Origin of the sequence: Enterobacter cloacae complex sp. 370H10 (genome assembly GCF_050031535.1) — a bacterium.
GTDB classification, from domain to species: domain Bacteria; phylum Pseudomonadota; class Gammaproteobacteria; order Enterobacterales; family Enterobacteriaceae; genus Enterobacter; species Enterobacter intestinihominis.
On sequence record NZ_JBLGWG010000001.1, the window covers coordinates 3413922 to 3428833 of the forward strand.

The window sequence follows — 14912 nt, forward strand, 5'->3', positions numbered from 1 at the left end:
CTAAACTTTACAGCAAACCGGCATGCTTCAGCGCGCCAGCGACAATTTCACGACCATGGTCGGTAATCGGTGTCATTGGCAGACGCAGCGTGTCGGTTGCTACAAGCCCCAACTCCTTACATGCCCATTTCACTGGGATCGGATTGGGTTCGACAAATAATTTATTATGCAACGGCATCAGACGCTGATTAATCACGCGAGCTTCATCAAAGTGACCGGCTGCGGCCAGTTTGCACATGTCAGCCATATCACGCGCCGCCACGTTCGCCGTCACGGAAATCACGCCGTTACCACCGAGCTGCATAAAGTCCAGTGCGGTCGCATCATCACCGCTCAACAGGATAAAGTCGTCTGAAACCAGCTCTTTGATCTGATGAACGCGGCTTAAGTTCCCTGTCGCCTCTTTAATCCCGATAATATTTTTTACTTTCGAGAGACGGCCAACGGTTTCCGGCAGCATATCGCAACCGGTACGGGACGGCACATTATACAGAATTTGTGGCAAGTCAGTATGTTCAGCGATGGCTTTGAAATGCTGGAACAAACCTTCCTGAGTTGGGCGGTTGTAGTAAGGGGTCACCGTCAGACAGCCAACAATGCCGCTGTCGTTAAAACGCTGAGTCAGGCTAATGGCCTCTGCCGTTGCGTTTGCGCCCGTACCCGCGATGACCGGAATACGCCCGTCCGCCAGTTCCAGGGTCAGCATCACAACATCGCCGTGCTCTTCGTGGCTCAGCGTGGCGGATTCACCGGTAGTCCCTACCGAAACGATCGCCGAGGTTCCATTGGCGACATGGTAATCAATGAGCTTCTTCATGCTTGACCGGCAGACATTACCTTTTTCATCCATCGGTGTAACAAGCGCGACAATACTTCCCGTGAACATGAGCCATCCTCTGTGCGAACAAGAGCCTCAATGTTACGTTTGGAACTGTAATAAAAGCAAGCGACCTGAGGCTCTCAGGCGGTTGTATGCATGTTTTTTTTATGCTTTCCTTAGGAAGACTTAACCACGCAAAGGAAGAACAGGTTTGACAACCTCATCACAACATTACCTGGTTATCACTGCGCTGGGTGCTGACAGGCCGGGTATCGTGAATACCATCACTCGCCACGTGAGCAGCTGCGGCTGCAATATCGAAGACAGCCGGCTGGCTATGCTTGGCGAAGAGTTCACGTTCATCATGCTGCTTTCCGGAACATGGAATGCCATTACCCTCATCGAATCTACCCTGCCGCTGAAAGGCGCAGAGCTGGATTTACTGATTGTGATGAAGCGCACCACCGCGCGCCCGCGTCCGGCTCTGCCTGCCACAGTCTGGGTACAGGTTGAAGTGCCTGATTCACCTCATCTGATTGAACGTTTTACGGCGCTGTTTGACAGCCATCAGATGAACATTGCCGAACTGGTTTCCCGCACGCAGCCTGGCGATGAAAACGCCATCCCGACGCTGTTTATTCAAATTACCGCCCACAGCCCTGCCTCGCAGGATGCGTCAAATATCGAGCAAGCGTTCAAAGCCCTCTGTACAGAATTACACGCGCAAGGCAGTATAAGCGTCGTCGATTATTCGCAGCACGAACAGGATGGAGTTGAGTAATGAACCCACTGAAAGCCGGTGATATCGCACCGAAATTTAGCTTACCGGATCAAGACGGCGAGCAAGTAAATTTGACCGACTTCCAGGGACAGCGTGTTCTGGTCTATTTCTACCCGAAAGCCATGACCCCGGGCTGTACCGTACAGGCCTGCGGTTTACGCGACAACATGGATGAGTTGAAAAAGGTCGGTGTGGAAGTGCTGGGCATCAGCACCGATAAACCAGAGAAGCTGTCACGTTTTGCGGAAAAAGAGCTGCTGAACTTCACGCTGCTTTCCGATGAAGACCACCAGGTTTGCGAGCAGTTTGGCGTCTGGGGTGAGAAGTCCTTTATGGGCAAAACGTACGACGGTATTCACCGCATCAGCTTCCTGATTGACGCTGACGGTAAAGTTGAGCACGTGTTTGATGATTTCAAAACCAGCAACCACCACGACGTGGTGTTGAACTGGCTGAAACAAAGCGCCTGATAAACAGCAAAACGGCAACCCAGGTTGCCGTTTTTAGTGTTTGCCCCCTCTCCCCGTGGGCTGAGGGTTCCCCAGTAATTTTTTTATGCAGAAGCAATAAAGTTGCTTTCTAAATGACTGAGGGCTGTCAGCGATGCCCTGGTCCGGCTGTAAATCGCTGAGGCGTTTCCTGCAGGCCGGGGCGAGGCGCAGGGATGCGCCGAGAGGGCGGCTTTACAGGGACGTTGCCTCCGCCCGTACCCGTTAAGCCGGAAGGAATAAGCCGAGGGCACCGCGAAGCGGCGATTTACCGCCGGGAGCCCGGGTCGCCAGGGTGGTGGCGACTGAGCCACCCTGGCACGTTCACCGGTCATGTCGTTACAGAATAGCAAGGAACATAAAGTGAACGGAATGACCAACACCGCCGTATGTTCCCCTCACCCTAACCCTCTCCCCGGAGGGGCGAGGGGATTGCTCATTGCTCGCATTAATTTGTGGGGATCCCTCAGCCCCGTGGGAGAGGGTTGGGGTGAGGGCATCAGCCCGCACTAAATCTACTTCTCTTCCACCGCCGGCACATCCGGCCACGCGTGGACCACGGCTTTAATCAGCGTCGCCAGCGGAATGGCGAAGAACACGCCCCAGAATCCCCACAGCCCGCCGAAAATCACCACTGACAGGATAATCACCAGCGGATGCAGGTTAACTGCTTCTGAGAACAGCACCGGTACCAGCAGGTTCCCGTCCAGTCCCTGAATAATCAGGTATACGGCGAAACAGCTCCAGAACTCCGTACCCAGACCAAACTGGAACAGCGCCACACCGACTACCGGAATGGTCACCACAAACGCGCCGATATACGGGATCAGAACCGAGAATCCGACCAGCACCGCCAGCAGCAGCGAGTAGTTCAGCCCGAAAATCACGAAGCCAATCCAGGTCGCCACGCCCACCACAATCATCTCCAGCACTTTACCGCGAATGTAGTTGGTGATCTGCTGGTTCATCTCCTGCCAGACCTGACCGGCGAGACCGCGATTGCGCGGCAGCACGCGGCGCACCGCGTTCAGCATCTGCTCTTTATCTTTGACCAGGAAAAACACCATTAACGGCACGAGAACAAGGTAAACCGCCAGCGTCAGCAACCCCACCAGCGAGGCCAGAGAGTATTTCACCACCGAGTCACCCATGGTCATGATGCGGGCGCGCATGTTTTCGGCCATCGCATCGATGATCCCGGCGTCCATCAGCGCAGGATAGCGGCGCGGCAGCGTGGCGGCAAAATCAGACAGTTTATTCAGCATGCCGGGCATGTCGCGGATCAGGTAGATCCCCTGTTGCCAGGCGATGGGCATCACCACGAAGGACATCAGCAGCAGAATGCCGACAAACAGCACCAGGACAATGCTGGTCGCCCAGCGTCGGGAACAGCCGATATGTTCCAGACGCGCGGTGGGCCACTCCAGCAGATACGCCAGCACAATTGCCACCAGAAGCGGTGCCAACAGGCCACTAAAGAAGAACAGGATACCGAATCCGGCAACCAGAATGACCAGCAAAGCAATGGCTTCCGGATCGCTAAACCGACGCCGATACCACTGCATTAACATTTCGAGCATACAACCCTTCCCTGAATCGAATGGCGGGAGTGAGACGGTGAATTGTATCTAACTGTCACAAAAAAGACTTTCCTTTTTGTTTCACTGTCAGGTTTCGCAAAACCCTGATGAATGGGATTTTCTTCATCTCTTAACACGGCTACACTCGCAGAGCAGCGGAGATGAACGTTATGCGGGTTCATCGGTCAAATTAGCACATCCAACATACAGGACAGTGGTTATGTTCAGGCAGTTGAGAAAAACACTGGTTGCGACACTGATTGCCGCCGTGACGGTGGGTCAGGTGTTGCCCGCTTTCGCTGACTCGTCCGATTCATTGCCGGACATGGGCACCACGGCAGGAAGCACGCTCTCCATCGGGCAGGAGATGCAGATGGGTGATTATTACGTACGCCAGCTGCGCGGCAGTGCTCCGCTGATTAACGACCCTTTGCTGGTGCAGTACATCAACGGTCTGGGGATGCGACTGGTGGCGCACGCAGACTCGGTAAAAACGCCCTTCCACTTCTATTTAATCAATAACGACGAAATCAACGCCTTCGCCTTCTTTGGCGGGAACGTGGTGCTGCATTCGGCGTTGTTCCGTTATTCCGATAACGAAAGCCAGCTGGCGTCCGTCATGGCGCACGAAATTTCGCACGTCACCCAGCGCCATCTGGCGCGTGCGATGGAAGATCAGAAGCGTAACGCCCCCCTGACCTGGGTGGGCGCGCTGGGCTCTATTCTGCTGGCGATGGCCAGCCCGCAGGCCGGGATGGCGGCGCTTACCGGGACGCTGGCGGGAACGCGTCAGGGGATGATCAGCTTTACCCAGCAGAACGAGCAGGAAGCAGACCGCATCGGCATTCAGGTTTTACAGCGTTCCGGCTTTGACCCGCAGGCCATGCCGAGCTTCCTGGAAAAACTGCTCGACCAGGCACGCTACTCGTCGCGCCCGCCTGAAATTCTGTTGACCCACCCGTTGCCGGAAAGCCGTCTCTCGGATGCGCGTAACCGTGCTAACCAGATGCGTCCGGTCGTCGTGCAGTCCTCGCAGGATTTCTACATGGCCAAAGTGAGAACGCTTGGCATGTACAACTCCGGACGTAATCAGCTCACCAGCGATCTGCTGGACGCGCTGGCGAAAGGCAACGTGCGCGAGAAGAACGCCGCGCAGTATGGTCAGGCACTCCAGGCGATGGAGGCCAGCAAGTACGATGAAGCGCGTAAAGCGCTACAGCCGCTGCTGGCGTCGGCGCCTGACAATCCGTGGTATCTCGACCTCGCAACCGATATCGATTTAGGACAGAAAAAAACGACCGATGCGATCAACCGTCTGAAAGGGGCGAAAGACATTCGCAACAATCCGGTATTGCAACTTAACCTGGCGAACGCCTACTTACAGGGCGGCCAGCCCGGCGAGGCGGTGACCATTCTGAACCGCTATACCTTTAACAATAAAGATGACCAGAACGGCTGGGAGCTGCTCGCCCAGGCCCAGGGGCAACTGGGTAATCGCGATCAGGAGCTGGCCGCGCGTGCGGAAGGTCTGGCGCTGGCGGGGCGCCTCGATCAGGCCATTTCCCTGCTAAGCAGCGCCAGCTCACAGGTGAAGCTCGGCAGCCTGCAACAGGCCCGCTACGATGCGCGAATCGACCAGCTGCGTGGCCTGCAACAACGCTTTAAGCCGTACGAGAAGATGTAATAAAGGAGAAGTCATGACAGACGCGGTAAAAATTTACCATAACCCTCGCTGCTCCAAGAGCCGCGAGACTCTGAATTTGCTGAAGTCTAACGACATCGATCCGGAAGTGGTGTTGTATCTGGAGACGCCCCCGGACGCGCAGACGATCCGCCAGCTGCTGAAGATGCTGAACATGGGCAGCGCACGCGAGCTGATGCGTCAGAAAGAAGATCTGTATAAATCGCTCAATCTGAACGATACCCGTCTCACTGAAGATCGGCTGATTCAGGCGATGGTCGACAATCCAAAGCTGATTGAGCGCCCGATTGTCGTGGCGAACGGCAAGGCGCGTATCGGCCGTCCGCCGGAAGACGTACTCGGGATCGTCTAATCGTTACGCCGCAGCGCTTCCAGAAACGCCTGCGGCGTACTCTCCCCCAGCTTTTTCTGCGCTTTTCCCCGGTTGAAAAATTCACACAGCTGGATCAACAGTTCTCCCGCCGGTTCACTATTCACGCGCGGAATGATCTCACGTAACGGCACGGCGACCTGAAGGGCAAGATAATACTGTGAATGCACTTTTACGATGACGTTATGCTCCGGCAAGTTCACTTCTAGCCCAAAAGTCTCAATAGATTGAATATCAGCCGGACAGGCAGCCAGCACCTCGTTCGTCCAGCGGGTCAGCAACTGCGGCGAGATACCGGCATAAAGCCGGGCGTAGCACCAGCCGCTGACGGGTTCACGCGCCCAGAGCAGGTGTTGCTCCCCACCGTCGTCCATATGCAGCGATAGCGGCTGATGATGCAGAAGTAGCTTCTGCGGCATGATACCGGCCTTCAGCGCCTTTTTGCCCTGCAACGACGCCCCCTTTTGTCTTACCGAAGCCGGTTTGAGGTAGCGGTTCAGGGTCGCGCGGGAAACGGCGATCCCGAGTCCGTCATTCACCAGCAGCAGCAGTTCATCCAGCGGTGCCCCAGTGATATCCCGCAGGGCATTTATCAGTGCCGCCTGCTCTTGTCTCAATGCTTTGTGTATCACTTTTGGCGTTGTGTGGTTATCCGAAACCTGGTCGCGGTTGCGCCAGCGCCTGACGGTGGTGACCGAGATCCCCAGTTCAACAGCTAGCTCTCTGTCGCTTTTATCTGACTGCTGAAGATAGCGACGGATACGCGGTGTGGTGGTGGCGTTAGCATGCAGTTTGATTTCCATCGCGTCTCTCTCCGCAACTAATCTCATGAGATTTATATCAGAGCAGCGAATGCTTTGTGACCGATTTCACCTTTCGCTCGCCGCGCTTCACTGATAATCCACAGACATAACATAAACAACACCCCTCAATCTTGTACGGAGTTCACAATGAACAATGTTCTGGGATTTCTTGAAGCAAAACTGATGCCTCTGGCGGCGAAAACGGCCCAGCAGCGTCATCTTGGGGCCATTCGTGGGGCCTACGTTTCATTCATGCCGTTTATCATCGTCGGCTCCATTCTGCTGGTGATCTCCTCCTTCCCGAATCAGGCCTATCAGCAGTTTATGTCTCAGGCCTTTGGTGAGAGCTGGAGTGCAATTATAGAGATCCCGTTTAACGCGGTGTTCTCAACCATGTCGCTGTTTATCAGCTTCCTGGTGGCCTACCGCCTGGCTGAGCATTATGGCGAGGACCGCATCTCCTGCGGCATCCTGGCGCTGGTCGCGTTTCTGATCCTGACGCCCTTTATCAAAGTGGCGGAAAACGGCGGCATTACCGTGATGCCGGTGGAGTGGATTGGCAGCAAAGGGCTATTCGTGGCGATGATCGGTTCCCTGCTGTGGACGGAACTGTTCTGCTGGCTGAAGCGCAAAAAGCTGGTCATCAAAATGCCGGACGGCGTGCCTCCGGCGGTGCAGGAGTCGTTCGCGGCCCTGATCCCGGCCCTGCTGGTGATGATTCTGGTGCTGCTTATCCGCATCATCTTTGAAAACACCCACTACCACACCATCCACCAGTTTATTTATGAAGTGGTTGCCACCCCGGTGCGTCATTACGGCACCTCTTACTTTGGCGCGCTGATGACGGTGTTCAGCATCACCATTCTGTGGTCAGTGGGCATTAACTCCGGCTCGATGATTAACGGCATTATTCGTCCGCTGTGGATGGAAAACCAGACCGACAACATCGCCGCGATTCAGGCCGGCACAACGCCGCCGCATATCATTACCGAACAGTTTTTTGACATGATCTGGATGGGCGGCGCGGGGGCCACGCTGTCGCTGGTGATAGCGATGCTGATCTTCGCCCGCAGCAAAAACATGCGCGAAGTGGCGCGCCTCGGTGCGGGTGCCTCGGTGTTTAACATCAACGAGCCGATTCTGTTTGGCCTGCCGGTGATCATGAACCCGATCATGCTCATCCCGTTCAATCTGGTGCCGCTGGTGCTGGTCACCGTGCAGTATGCGGCGATGAAAATTGGTGCGGTCGCCGTCACCACCGGGGTGTTTATCCCCTGGACGCTGCCGCCGGTTATCAGCGGCTTTATCGTCACCGGGCACCTGAGCGGCAGCGTGATGCAGCTGATCAACCTGCTGATTGGCGCCATGCTGTACCTGCCTTTCATGCGTATCGTGGATAAACAGTACCGCGCCGCGGAGCTGACTACCGCTACGCAACCCGACACCACCCTTGCAAAACAGGAGTAAAGCATGTGGGGAATTATCGCAACCTGGCGAATGGCACTTGAAGGGGTAACGGAATCCGCGTCTGCCCTGGCGGCGGGAAAACCGGTCGCTTCGGCGGTGGTCGATGCCGTCGCTGCCGTGGAAGACTTTCCGCTGTATAAATCCGTCGGCTACGGTGGCCTGCCGACCGAAAACGGCGAGGTGGAGCTGGACGCGGCCTATATGGACGGCGACACGCTGGCGTTCGGCGCCGTGGGGAATCTGGTGGATATCGCCAACCCGGTGCGCGTGGCGCACGCGCTCAGCCGTCAACGCTATAACAGCCTGCTGGTCGGCCAGGGCGCGCGCGAATGGGCGCTGAGCCAGGGCTTTGCCGACAAAACCATGCTCACGGATCGCGCCATGCAGCACTACCGCAAGCGCTGCCGCGAAACGCTGGATAAGGGGTTAAGCCCCTACGACGGACATGACACCGTCGGCATCATTGGCCTTGATAAACAGGGTTCGATGAGCGTCGCCACCTCCACCAGTGGCCTGTTTATGAAAAAACGTGGTCGCCTCGGTGACTCACCCATCATCGGCTCCGGCTTTTACTGCGACAGCGAAACCGGCGCGGCCACCGCTACAGGCGTCGGTGAAGACCTGATGAAGGGCTGTACCAGCTACGAAATAGTTCGCCGGATGGCGCAAGGGATGACGCCGCAGCAGGCGGCGGATTCAGTCGTATTCGAACTGGAAGACAAGCTGATGTCGCGCTTCGGTCGCGCGGGCGATCTCTCCGTGGTGTGCATGAACAACCAGGGTGAATTTGGCGCCGCGACCAACATAAAAACCTTCTCGTTCGTGGTGGCGACGGCTCGCCAGCCCCTCACCGTTTTTCGTACTGAACGCCTGCGGGAGAAAACGCACTATCACGCGGTAGATGAGGAGTGGATGCAGGCCTATGCCGCACGGATCCGCGCGCCGATTGAGGAATCATGATGATCACGTACCAGTTTATCAACGCGCTTTCAGACGCGAAGCCGAACAACCATTTGATTGCGCGCGCTGACAGTTCCCTGTTACCGGATAGCGCTCTTGTCGCTGAAATGCGCCAGCAGAGCACCGTCGCGGACGCGCGCTTTGGCTGCGCGCCGTTTGCGCGCATTACTCTGTTGCCGGACACGATCTGGCATGACGCCCTGACCGAAGGGTTGCTCACCGCCCTGCGACCGCTGCTTACCGCCCCCGCCAGCGCCGAACTCGTGCTGGACGTGACGGATATCGACGATGTGGTGCTGGCGCAGGTGCTGCGTTTTCTCTTTAATCAGGCGCACAGGCTCAGTGACCTGAAGCTGAAGAAGACGAACGAAGCGGTGCGTCTTACCTGCATCACTGCCCTCTGCCTGCCGGAACAGCAGGCGAAGCTGGAGACGACCTTCCGCCAGCAGCAGGCCATTGCGCTCGGCATGATCGCGGCGCGACGTCTGGCGGATATGCCATCCGACCGCTGCACGCCGCAGTTTGTGGTGGAAGAGGCGCAAAAACTGTGTGCCGCCAGCCCTGCCCTGCGCTGCGAGGTGCTGAACGAAAAAGATATTGCTGAGCAGGGTCTTGGACTGCTGCACGCCGTTGGCAAAGGGGCGACCTGCCCGCCGCGTCTGCTGGCTATTCATTATGATGGTGCCAACGACGGCCCGATGCGCTGCTACGTGGGAAAAGGCATTACCTTTGACACCGGCGGCCTGTGGCTGAAGGAAGGCGCGGGCATGTACACCATGAAATATGACATGTGCGGCGCGGCCAACGTACTGGGGCTGATGCTGACCGTTGCGGAGCTGAAATTACCCGTGCGCATCATGGGCGTGCTGGCGCTGGCGGAAAACGCCATCGGCCCCGACGCCATGCAGCCCGGCACGGTGGCAACAGCCTGTAACGGAACCACCGTTGAAATCAATAATACCGATGCCGAGGGCCGGCTGGTGCTGGCTGACGCCATTGCCTGGGCCAGCCAGCGGTACCCGCAGGCCCGCTACATCATTGATATGGCGACTTTGACGGGCGCAGTGGTGAAAGCGCTGGGGTATGAGCTGAGCGGGCTGATGACCCAGGATGAACCGCTGCGCGCCGCGTTGACGCAGGCAGGTAAACGGAGCGGTGACGAGGTGTGGTCTCTGCCGCTGGACGCACGGCTGAAAAAGCAGACCGACAGCGCGATTGCCGATCTGTGCAACACACCGACTAACAATGCGGCGATAAGCGCCTCGGCGGCGTGGCTGCTGCATCACTTCTGTCCGCCGGCGATCCCCTGGGCACATCTGGATATCAGCGGGACGGCGCTGTGGCGTGAGAACGGCAGAAGCGTGGCGTCGGGAAGACCGATTCCGCTGCTGGTTGAGCACCTGATGGGGGATCTTTAGCCCGGTGGCGCTGCGCTTACCGGGCCTACGGGTGCCATATGTAGGCCGGGTAAGGCGCAGCCGCCACCCGGCATAACTACAGCTTAAGAATATCTTTCACAAACGGAATGGTCAGCTTGCGCTGGGCGGTGATGGAGGCGCGATCGAGCTGATCGAGCGTATCAAAGAGCGTGCGCATCTCCCGATCCAGACGCTTGAGCAGGAAGCGCCCTACGTCTTCCGGCAGTTCAAATCCGCGCAGTCTGGCGCGCAACTGAAGTGCCTGGAGTTTGTCTTCATCCGACAGCGGTTGCAGCTTGTAGATTTGCCCCCAGTCCAGACGAGACGCCAGATCCGGCAGCCCCAGATTGAGCTGACGCGGCGGACGATCGCCGGTGATCAGCAGCCGGGTTTTGCCCGACTCCAGAATGCGGTTGTAGAGGTTAAAGATCGCCATTTCCCACGGCTCGTCTCCCGCCACGCATTCAATATTATCGATGCAGACCAGGGAGAGATGTTCCATGCCCTCCAGCACTTCAGGCACAAACCAGGTGCGTTTATCCAGCGGCACATAGCCTACCGCGTCACCGCGCGCCGAAAGTTCCGCACAGGCGGCATGCAGCAGGTGGCTGCGTCCCGCGCCTTCGCGTGACCAGATATAGATGTATCCGCTGTGTTCCTGGCGCAGCACGTTTTGCAGTGCAGCCAGTAAAGAGGGGTTATCACCCGGCCAGAAACTCGCGAAAGTTTCGTCGTCAGGGAGATAAAGTGGCAGAGAGAGCTGTGCCGGTCCGTTCAGAAATACCTCAACCAGAGATCTTACATAAAATCGGAATGGAGTTTAACACGGAACCAGCAAGGAGAGAACCGGGCGGATCGTCCGCCCGGTTAAAGGATCAATGTGGTGCTTTTTCGCTATCGTCAGCGTCCAGGATTTCTTCTTCCGGACGAATGACCGAGATCAGCTTGAAAATCAGGCTCAGGCCCACGCCGACGATGGTCGCCAGCGCCATACCCTTCAGCTCTGCCGCGCCGATGTGCACCTTCGCGCCGCTCACGCCGATGATCAGGATAACGGAGGTCAGGATCAGGTTCTGCGCCTTGCTGTAATCCACTTTGGATTCAATCAGCACGCGAATACCGGACGCACCGATCACCCCGTAAAGCAGCAGGGAAACGCCGCCCATCACCGGAACCGGGATAATCTGGATCGCCGCCGCCAGTTTGCCGACGCAGGAGAGCAGAATAGCGATGATCGCCGCGCCGCCGATAACCCAGGTGCTGTAGACGCGGGTGATCGCCATTACGCCGATGTTCTCCCCGTAAGTGGTGTTAGGCGTGGAGCCGAAGAAACCGGAGATGATGGTGGAGAAACCGTTGGCAAACATGGAGCGATGCAGGCCCGGGTCGCGGATCAGGTCACGCTTCACGATGTTCGCCGTCACCACCAGGTGGCCAACGTGCTCAGCAATCACCACCAGTGCAGCAGGCAGAATGGTGAAGATAGCAAACCATTCGAAGCGTGGGGTGTAGAAGGTCGGCAGCGCGAACCAGTGTGCCTCGGCAATCGGTGTGGTATCCACAACGCCCATCACGAAGGAGAGCGCGTAACCCGCCAGCACGCCGATCAGGATCGGGATAATCGCCATAAAGCCGCGGAACAGGACGGAACCGAAAACCGTCACGCCCAGCGTCACCAGCGAAATAATAATGGTTTTAGAATCCGGTGACTGACCGTCCGCAGGCAGCAGCCCAGCCATGTTCGCCGCGACACCCGCCAGTTCCAGGCCGATGACGGCAACGATTGCCCCCATTGCTGCAGGCGGGAACATCACGTCCAGCCAGCCGGTACCCGCTTTCTTCACGATGAAGGAGACCAGGCAGAACAGCACGCCGCACATGATAAAGCCGCCCAGCGCGACCTCGTAACCCAGCGGCAGCAACAGCAGTACCGGGGAGATAAACGCGAAGCTCGACCCGAGATAGGCCGGGATTTTGCCTTTACAGATGAAGAGGTAAAGCAGCGTACCGATGCCGTTAAACAGCAGCACGGTAGCCGGGTTAATGTGAAACAGGATTGGCACCAGCACGGTTGCGCCAAACATGGCGAACAGGTGCTGCAAACTAAGCGGGATTGTCTGTAAAAGCGGCGGTCTTTCACTCACCCCGATAGCACGGCGCGTCATAGTGTTTTCCTCTGAGTGTCATTGTTGGTTTTTATTCAAAAAAAAGCCGACTATCAAAGTCGGCTTCTTTATCGTTATTCGATTATTTAGTCCCAAAAATCTTATCGCCGGCATCGCCGAGCCCCGGGATAATGTACCCGTGCTCGTTCAGTCCCTGGTCGACAGACGCGGTATAGAGTTCAACGTCCGGGTGCGCTTTTTCCAGCGCCGCGATACCTTCCGGCGCCGCGACCAGCACCAGCACTTTGATGCTGCTGCAGCCTGCTTGTTTCAGCAGGTCAATGGTGGCGATCATCGAACCACCGGTCGCCAGCATCGGGTCAACTACCAGCGCCATACGCTCATCAATGTTAGAGACCAGCTTCTGGAAGTATGGGACCGGCTCAAGCGTCTCTTCGTTACGGTAGATACCTACCACGCTGATACGCGCGCTTGGGACGTGCTCCAGCACGCCTTCCATCATGCCCAGACCCGCACGCAGGATTGGCACAACGGTAATTTTTTTACCTTTGATCTGCTCAACCTGCACCGGGCCGTTCCAGCCTTCGATGGTCACTTTTTCCGTTTCCAGATCAGAGGTCGCTTCGTAGGTCAGCAGGCTACCCACTTCAGAAGCCAGTTCGCGAAAACGCTTCGTGCTGATGTCATGCTCACGCATCAGGCCCAACTTGTGTTTAACGAGTGGGTGTTTCACTTCCACAATCTTCATTCTCTTTCTCCTCTGAGGTGGCATCCGCAAAAAAATCGCGGGATTATACCGCTTTTTTCGGATTGCGCCATACCCATGTTGCTTGATGTACATCAATCAAAAACAAAAAAGCCGGAGGCTGGGCTCCGGTTTGGGTGCGGGGTCTTGCCCGGTGGCGCTGCGCTTACGCGGGCCTACGTGTAGTGTAGGTCGGGTAAGCGTTAGCGCCACCCGACAATTACAGGTTATCGCCGTTGCTCGCAATCACCTGCTTATACCAGTCGAACGATTTCTTCTTGCTGCGGTTCAGCGTGCCGTTACCTTCGTTATCTTTATCGACAAAGATAAAACCGTAGCGTTTCTTCATTTCGCCAGTGCCGGCAGAGACCAGGTCGATACAGCCCCACGGGGTATAGCCCATCAGATCCACGCCGTCTTCCACCACCGCTTTTTTCATCTCGCGGATGTGGGCGGAAAGGTAGTCGATGCGGTACTGGTCGTTCACCGTGCCGTCGCTCTCCAGCACGTCGATCGCGCCAAAGCCGTTTTCCACAATAAACAGCGGCAGCTGATAGTGATCCCAGAACCAGTTCAGAGAGTAGCGCAGCCCGACAGGATCGATCTGCCAGCCCCAGTCCGATTTCTGCACGTACGGGTTAGAAACCAGGCTCTTGCTCTCGTCATAATCCAGCGTCGGATTATCCGCCGTCGCTTTGGTGGCGAACGACATGTAGTAGCTGAACCCGATGTAATCCACGCAGCCCTGCGTCAGCGCCACTTTATCTTCTTCGGTGATATCCAGCGCGAAGCCGCGACGTTCAAAGTAGTTGAGCAGATGCTGCGGATACTTGCCGCGCACGTGAACGTCGGTGAACCAGTAGCGGCGATGCATGGCGTTCATCGCCATCATCATGTCGTCCGGGGCACAGGTCAGCGGATAGATGGGGCACATGGCAATCATGCAGCCGATGTGCAGTGATGGGTTGATCTTGCGCCCCGCTTTCACCGCCAGGGCGCTGGCCACCAGCTCATAGTGCGCCGCCTGGAACATCACCGGCTCGCGATCTTCTCCCGGGGCATATTTCAGCCCGGAGTTGGTAAACGGCGCAAAGTCTTCATGAAAGTTGGCCTGGTTATTGATCTCGTTAAAGGTCATCCAGTACTTCACTTTATGCTGATAGCGCTCAAAAACGACCTTCGCGAAGCGGACAAAGAAGTCGATCAGCTTACGGTTACGCCAGCCGCCGTATTCCGTTACCAGGTGGAAAGGCATCTCGAAGTGGGAAAGCGTGATCACCGGCTCGATGCCGTGCTTCAGGCACTCGTCGAAAAGATCGTCATAGAATTTGAGTCCCGCTTCGTTCGGCTCCAGCTCGTCGCCTTTCGGGAAGATACGCGTCCAGGCAATGGAGGTGCGGAAGCATTTGAACCCCATCTCGGCAAAGAGTTTGATGTCTTCTTTATAGCGGTGGTAAAAGTCGATGGCTTCGTGGTTTGGGTAATTTTTCCCCTCCAGCACGCCGTTGGTGATTTCACGCGGTACCCCGTGGGCGCCTGCCGTCATGACATCGGCAACGCTCACGCCCTTGCCGCCCTCTTTCCAGCCGCCTTCAAGCTGGTGCGCCGCAACGGCCCCACCCCACAGAAAACCTGCTTTAAATCCTGACATT

General features: G+C 56.8%; 14 protein-coding genes. 7 read left to right on the plus strand and 7 right to left on the minus strand.

The features are described 5' to 3' along the window. Positions 1-7 precede the first annotated feature (7 nt). On the minus strand, positions 8-886 hold the full coding sequence (gene dapA, locus ACQG2Q_RS16810; RefSeq protein ID WP_003860542.1) for a 4-hydroxy-tetrahydrodipicolinate synthase: 879 nt from the start codon (positions 884-886) through the stop codon (positions 8-10). Between the two features lie 145 nt (positions 887-1031). Between dapA and ACQG2Q_RS16815 the strand changes: the two genes are divergently transcribed. Further along, positions 1032-1601, plus strand: coding sequence for a glycine cleavage system transcriptional repressor (locus ACQG2Q_RS16815; RefSeq protein ID WP_000213743.1), 570 nt, complete (start codon positions 1032-1034; stop codon positions 1599-1601). Then, positions 1601-2071, plus strand: a complete 471-nt coding sequence (gene bcp, locus ACQG2Q_RS16820) for a thioredoxin-dependent thiol peroxidase (protein WP_022648972.1) — start codon at positions 1601-1603, stop codon at positions 2069-2071. Before ACQG2Q_RS16815 ends, bcp begins: the two co-directional genes overlap by 1 nt. A gap of 533 nt (positions 2072-2604) precedes the next feature. On the opposite strand, the gene ACQG2Q_RS16825 is transcribed toward bcp, so the two are convergent. Continuing rightward, positions 2605-3669, minus strand: a complete 1065-nt coding sequence (locus tag ACQG2Q_RS16825) for an AI-2E family transporter (protein WP_003860546.1) — start codon at positions 3667-3669, stop codon at positions 2605-2607. 220 nt (positions 3670-3889) lie between these two features. Here ACQG2Q_RS16825 and bepA point away from each other — a divergent pair, with 220 nt between their 5' ends. Both bepA and arsC read left to right on the plus strand, forming a co-directional pair. Beyond that, positions 3890-5353 carry a beta-barrel assembly-enhancing protease gene (gene bepA / locus ACQG2Q_RS16830; RefSeq protein ID WP_426759243.1) on the plus strand — a complete coding sequence of 488 codons (1464 nt, stop codon included), beginning with the start codon at positions 3890-3892 and terminating at the stop codon, positions 5351-5353. A 13-nt stretch (positions 5354-5366) separates the two neighbouring features. Then, complete coding sequence (gene arsC / locus ACQG2Q_RS16835) at positions 5367-5723, plus strand: arsenate reductase (glutaredoxin) (RefSeq protein ID WP_063850024.1); 357 nt, start codon at positions 5367-5369, stop codon at positions 5721-5723. On the opposite strand, the gene ACQG2Q_RS16840 is transcribed toward arsC, so the two are convergent. Continuing rightward, complete coding sequence (locus tag ACQG2Q_RS16840; protein ID WP_096216824.1) at positions 5720-6544, minus strand: hypothetical protein; 825 nt, start codon at positions 6542-6544, stop codon at positions 5720-5722. The genes arsC and ACQG2Q_RS16840 overlap by 4 nt on opposite strands. Before the next feature lie 147 nt (positions 6545-6691). Between ACQG2Q_RS16840 and celB the strand changes: the two genes are divergently transcribed. From celB to ACQG2Q_RS16855, 3 genes are read left to right on the plus strand one after another with little or no spacing between them, the layout of a single operon-like run. After that, positions 6692-8011 carry a PTS cellobiose transporter subunit IIC gene (gene celB, locus ACQG2Q_RS16845; protein ID WP_047053176.1) on the plus strand — a complete coding sequence of 440 codons (1320 nt, stop codon included), beginning with the start codon at positions 6692-6694 and terminating at the stop codon, positions 8009-8011. Between the two features lie 3 nt (positions 8012-8014). Next, complete coding sequence (locus ACQG2Q_RS16850) at positions 8015-8971, plus strand: N(4)-(beta-N-acetylglucosaminyl)-L-asparaginase (RefSeq protein ID WP_022648976.1); 957 nt, start codon at positions 8015-8017, stop codon at positions 8969-8971. Continuing rightward, positions 8971-10389, plus strand: a complete 1419-nt coding sequence (locus ACQG2Q_RS16855; protein ID WP_063850019.1) for a leucyl aminopeptidase family protein — start codon at positions 8971-8973, stop codon at positions 10387-10389. Before ACQG2Q_RS16850 ends, ACQG2Q_RS16855 begins: the two co-directional genes overlap by 1 nt. 76 nt (positions 10390-10465) lie before the next feature. Here ACQG2Q_RS16855 and ACQG2Q_RS16860 read toward each other — a convergent pair whose 3' ends face one another. The 4 genes from ACQG2Q_RS16860 to ACQG2Q_RS16875 form a co-directional block, all read right to left on the minus strand. Beyond that, positions 10466-11167: a DnaA inactivator Hda gene (locus ACQG2Q_RS16860; protein ID WP_211482948.1), complete on the minus strand. Its 702-nt coding sequence runs from the start codon at positions 11165-11167 to the stop codon at positions 10466-10468. A 97-nt stretch (positions 11168-11264) separates the two neighbouring features. Further along, on the minus strand, positions 11265-12554 hold the full coding sequence (gene uraA, locus ACQG2Q_RS16865; RefSeq protein WP_022648978.1) for a uracil permease: 1290 nt from the start codon (positions 12552-12554) through the stop codon (positions 11265-11267). 82 nt (positions 12555-12636) lie between these two features. Continuing rightward, complete coding sequence (gene upp / locus ACQG2Q_RS16870) at positions 12637-13263, minus strand: uracil phosphoribosyltransferase (protein ID WP_022648979.1); 627 nt, start codon at positions 13261-13263, stop codon at positions 12637-12639. Between the two features lie 217 nt (positions 13264-13480). Beyond that, positions 13481-14911, minus strand: a complete 1431-nt coding sequence (locus ACQG2Q_RS16875) for a 6-phospho-beta-glucosidase (RefSeq protein ID WP_023306686.1) — start codon at positions 14909-14911, stop codon at positions 13481-13483. Position 14912 lies beyond the last annotated feature (1 nt).

What these genes read in the sequence shown, in the direction of transcription:
- uraA (WP_022648978.1), bottom strand. Translation starts at nt 12,554, where the DNA reads ATGACGCGCCGTGCTATCGGGGTGAGTGAAAGACCGCCGCTTTTACAG.
- dapA (WP_003860542.1), bottom strand. Translation starts at nt 886, where the DNA reads ATGTTCACGGGAAGTATTGTCGCGCTTGTTACACCGATGGATGAAAAA.
- ACQG2Q_RS16850 (WP_022648976.1), top strand. Translation starts at nt 8,015, where the DNA reads ATGTGGGGAATTATCGCAACCTGGCGAATGGCACTTGAAGGGGTAACG.
- bcp (WP_022648972.1), top strand. Translation starts at nt 1,601, where the DNA reads ATGAACCCACTGAAAGCCGGTGATATCGCACCGAAATTTAGCTTACCG.
- ACQG2Q_RS16825 (WP_003860546.1), bottom strand. Translation starts at nt 3,669, where the DNA reads ATGCTCGAAATGTTAATGCAGTGGTATCGGCGTCGGTTTAGCGATCCG.
- bepA (WP_426759243.1), top strand. Translation starts at nt 3,890, where the DNA reads ATGTTCAGGCAGTTGAGAAAAACACTGGTTGCGACACTGATTGCCGCC.
- arsC (WP_063850024.1), top strand. Translation starts at nt 5,367, where the DNA reads ATGACAGACGCGGTAAAAATTTACCATAACCCTCGCTGCTCCAAGAGC.
- ACQG2Q_RS16840 (WP_096216824.1), bottom strand. Translation starts at nt 6,544, where the DNA reads ATGGAAATCAAACTGCATGCTAACGCCACCACCACACCGCGTATCCGT.
- ACQG2Q_RS16875 (WP_023306686.1), bottom strand. Translation starts at nt 14,911, where the DNA reads ATGTCAGGATTTAAAGCAGGTTTTCTGTGGGGTGGGGCCGTTGCGGCG.
- ACQG2Q_RS16855 (WP_063850019.1), top strand. Translation starts at nt 8,971, where the DNA reads ATGATCACGTACCAGTTTATCAACGCGCTTTCAGACGCGAAGCCGAAC.
- celB (WP_047053176.1), top strand. Translation starts at nt 6,692, where the DNA reads ATGAACAATGTTCTGGGATTTCTTGAAGCAAAACTGATGCCTCTGGCG.
- upp (WP_022648979.1), bottom strand. Translation starts at nt 13,263, where the DNA reads ATGAAGATTGTGGAAGTGAAACACCCACTCGTTAAACACAAGTTGGGC.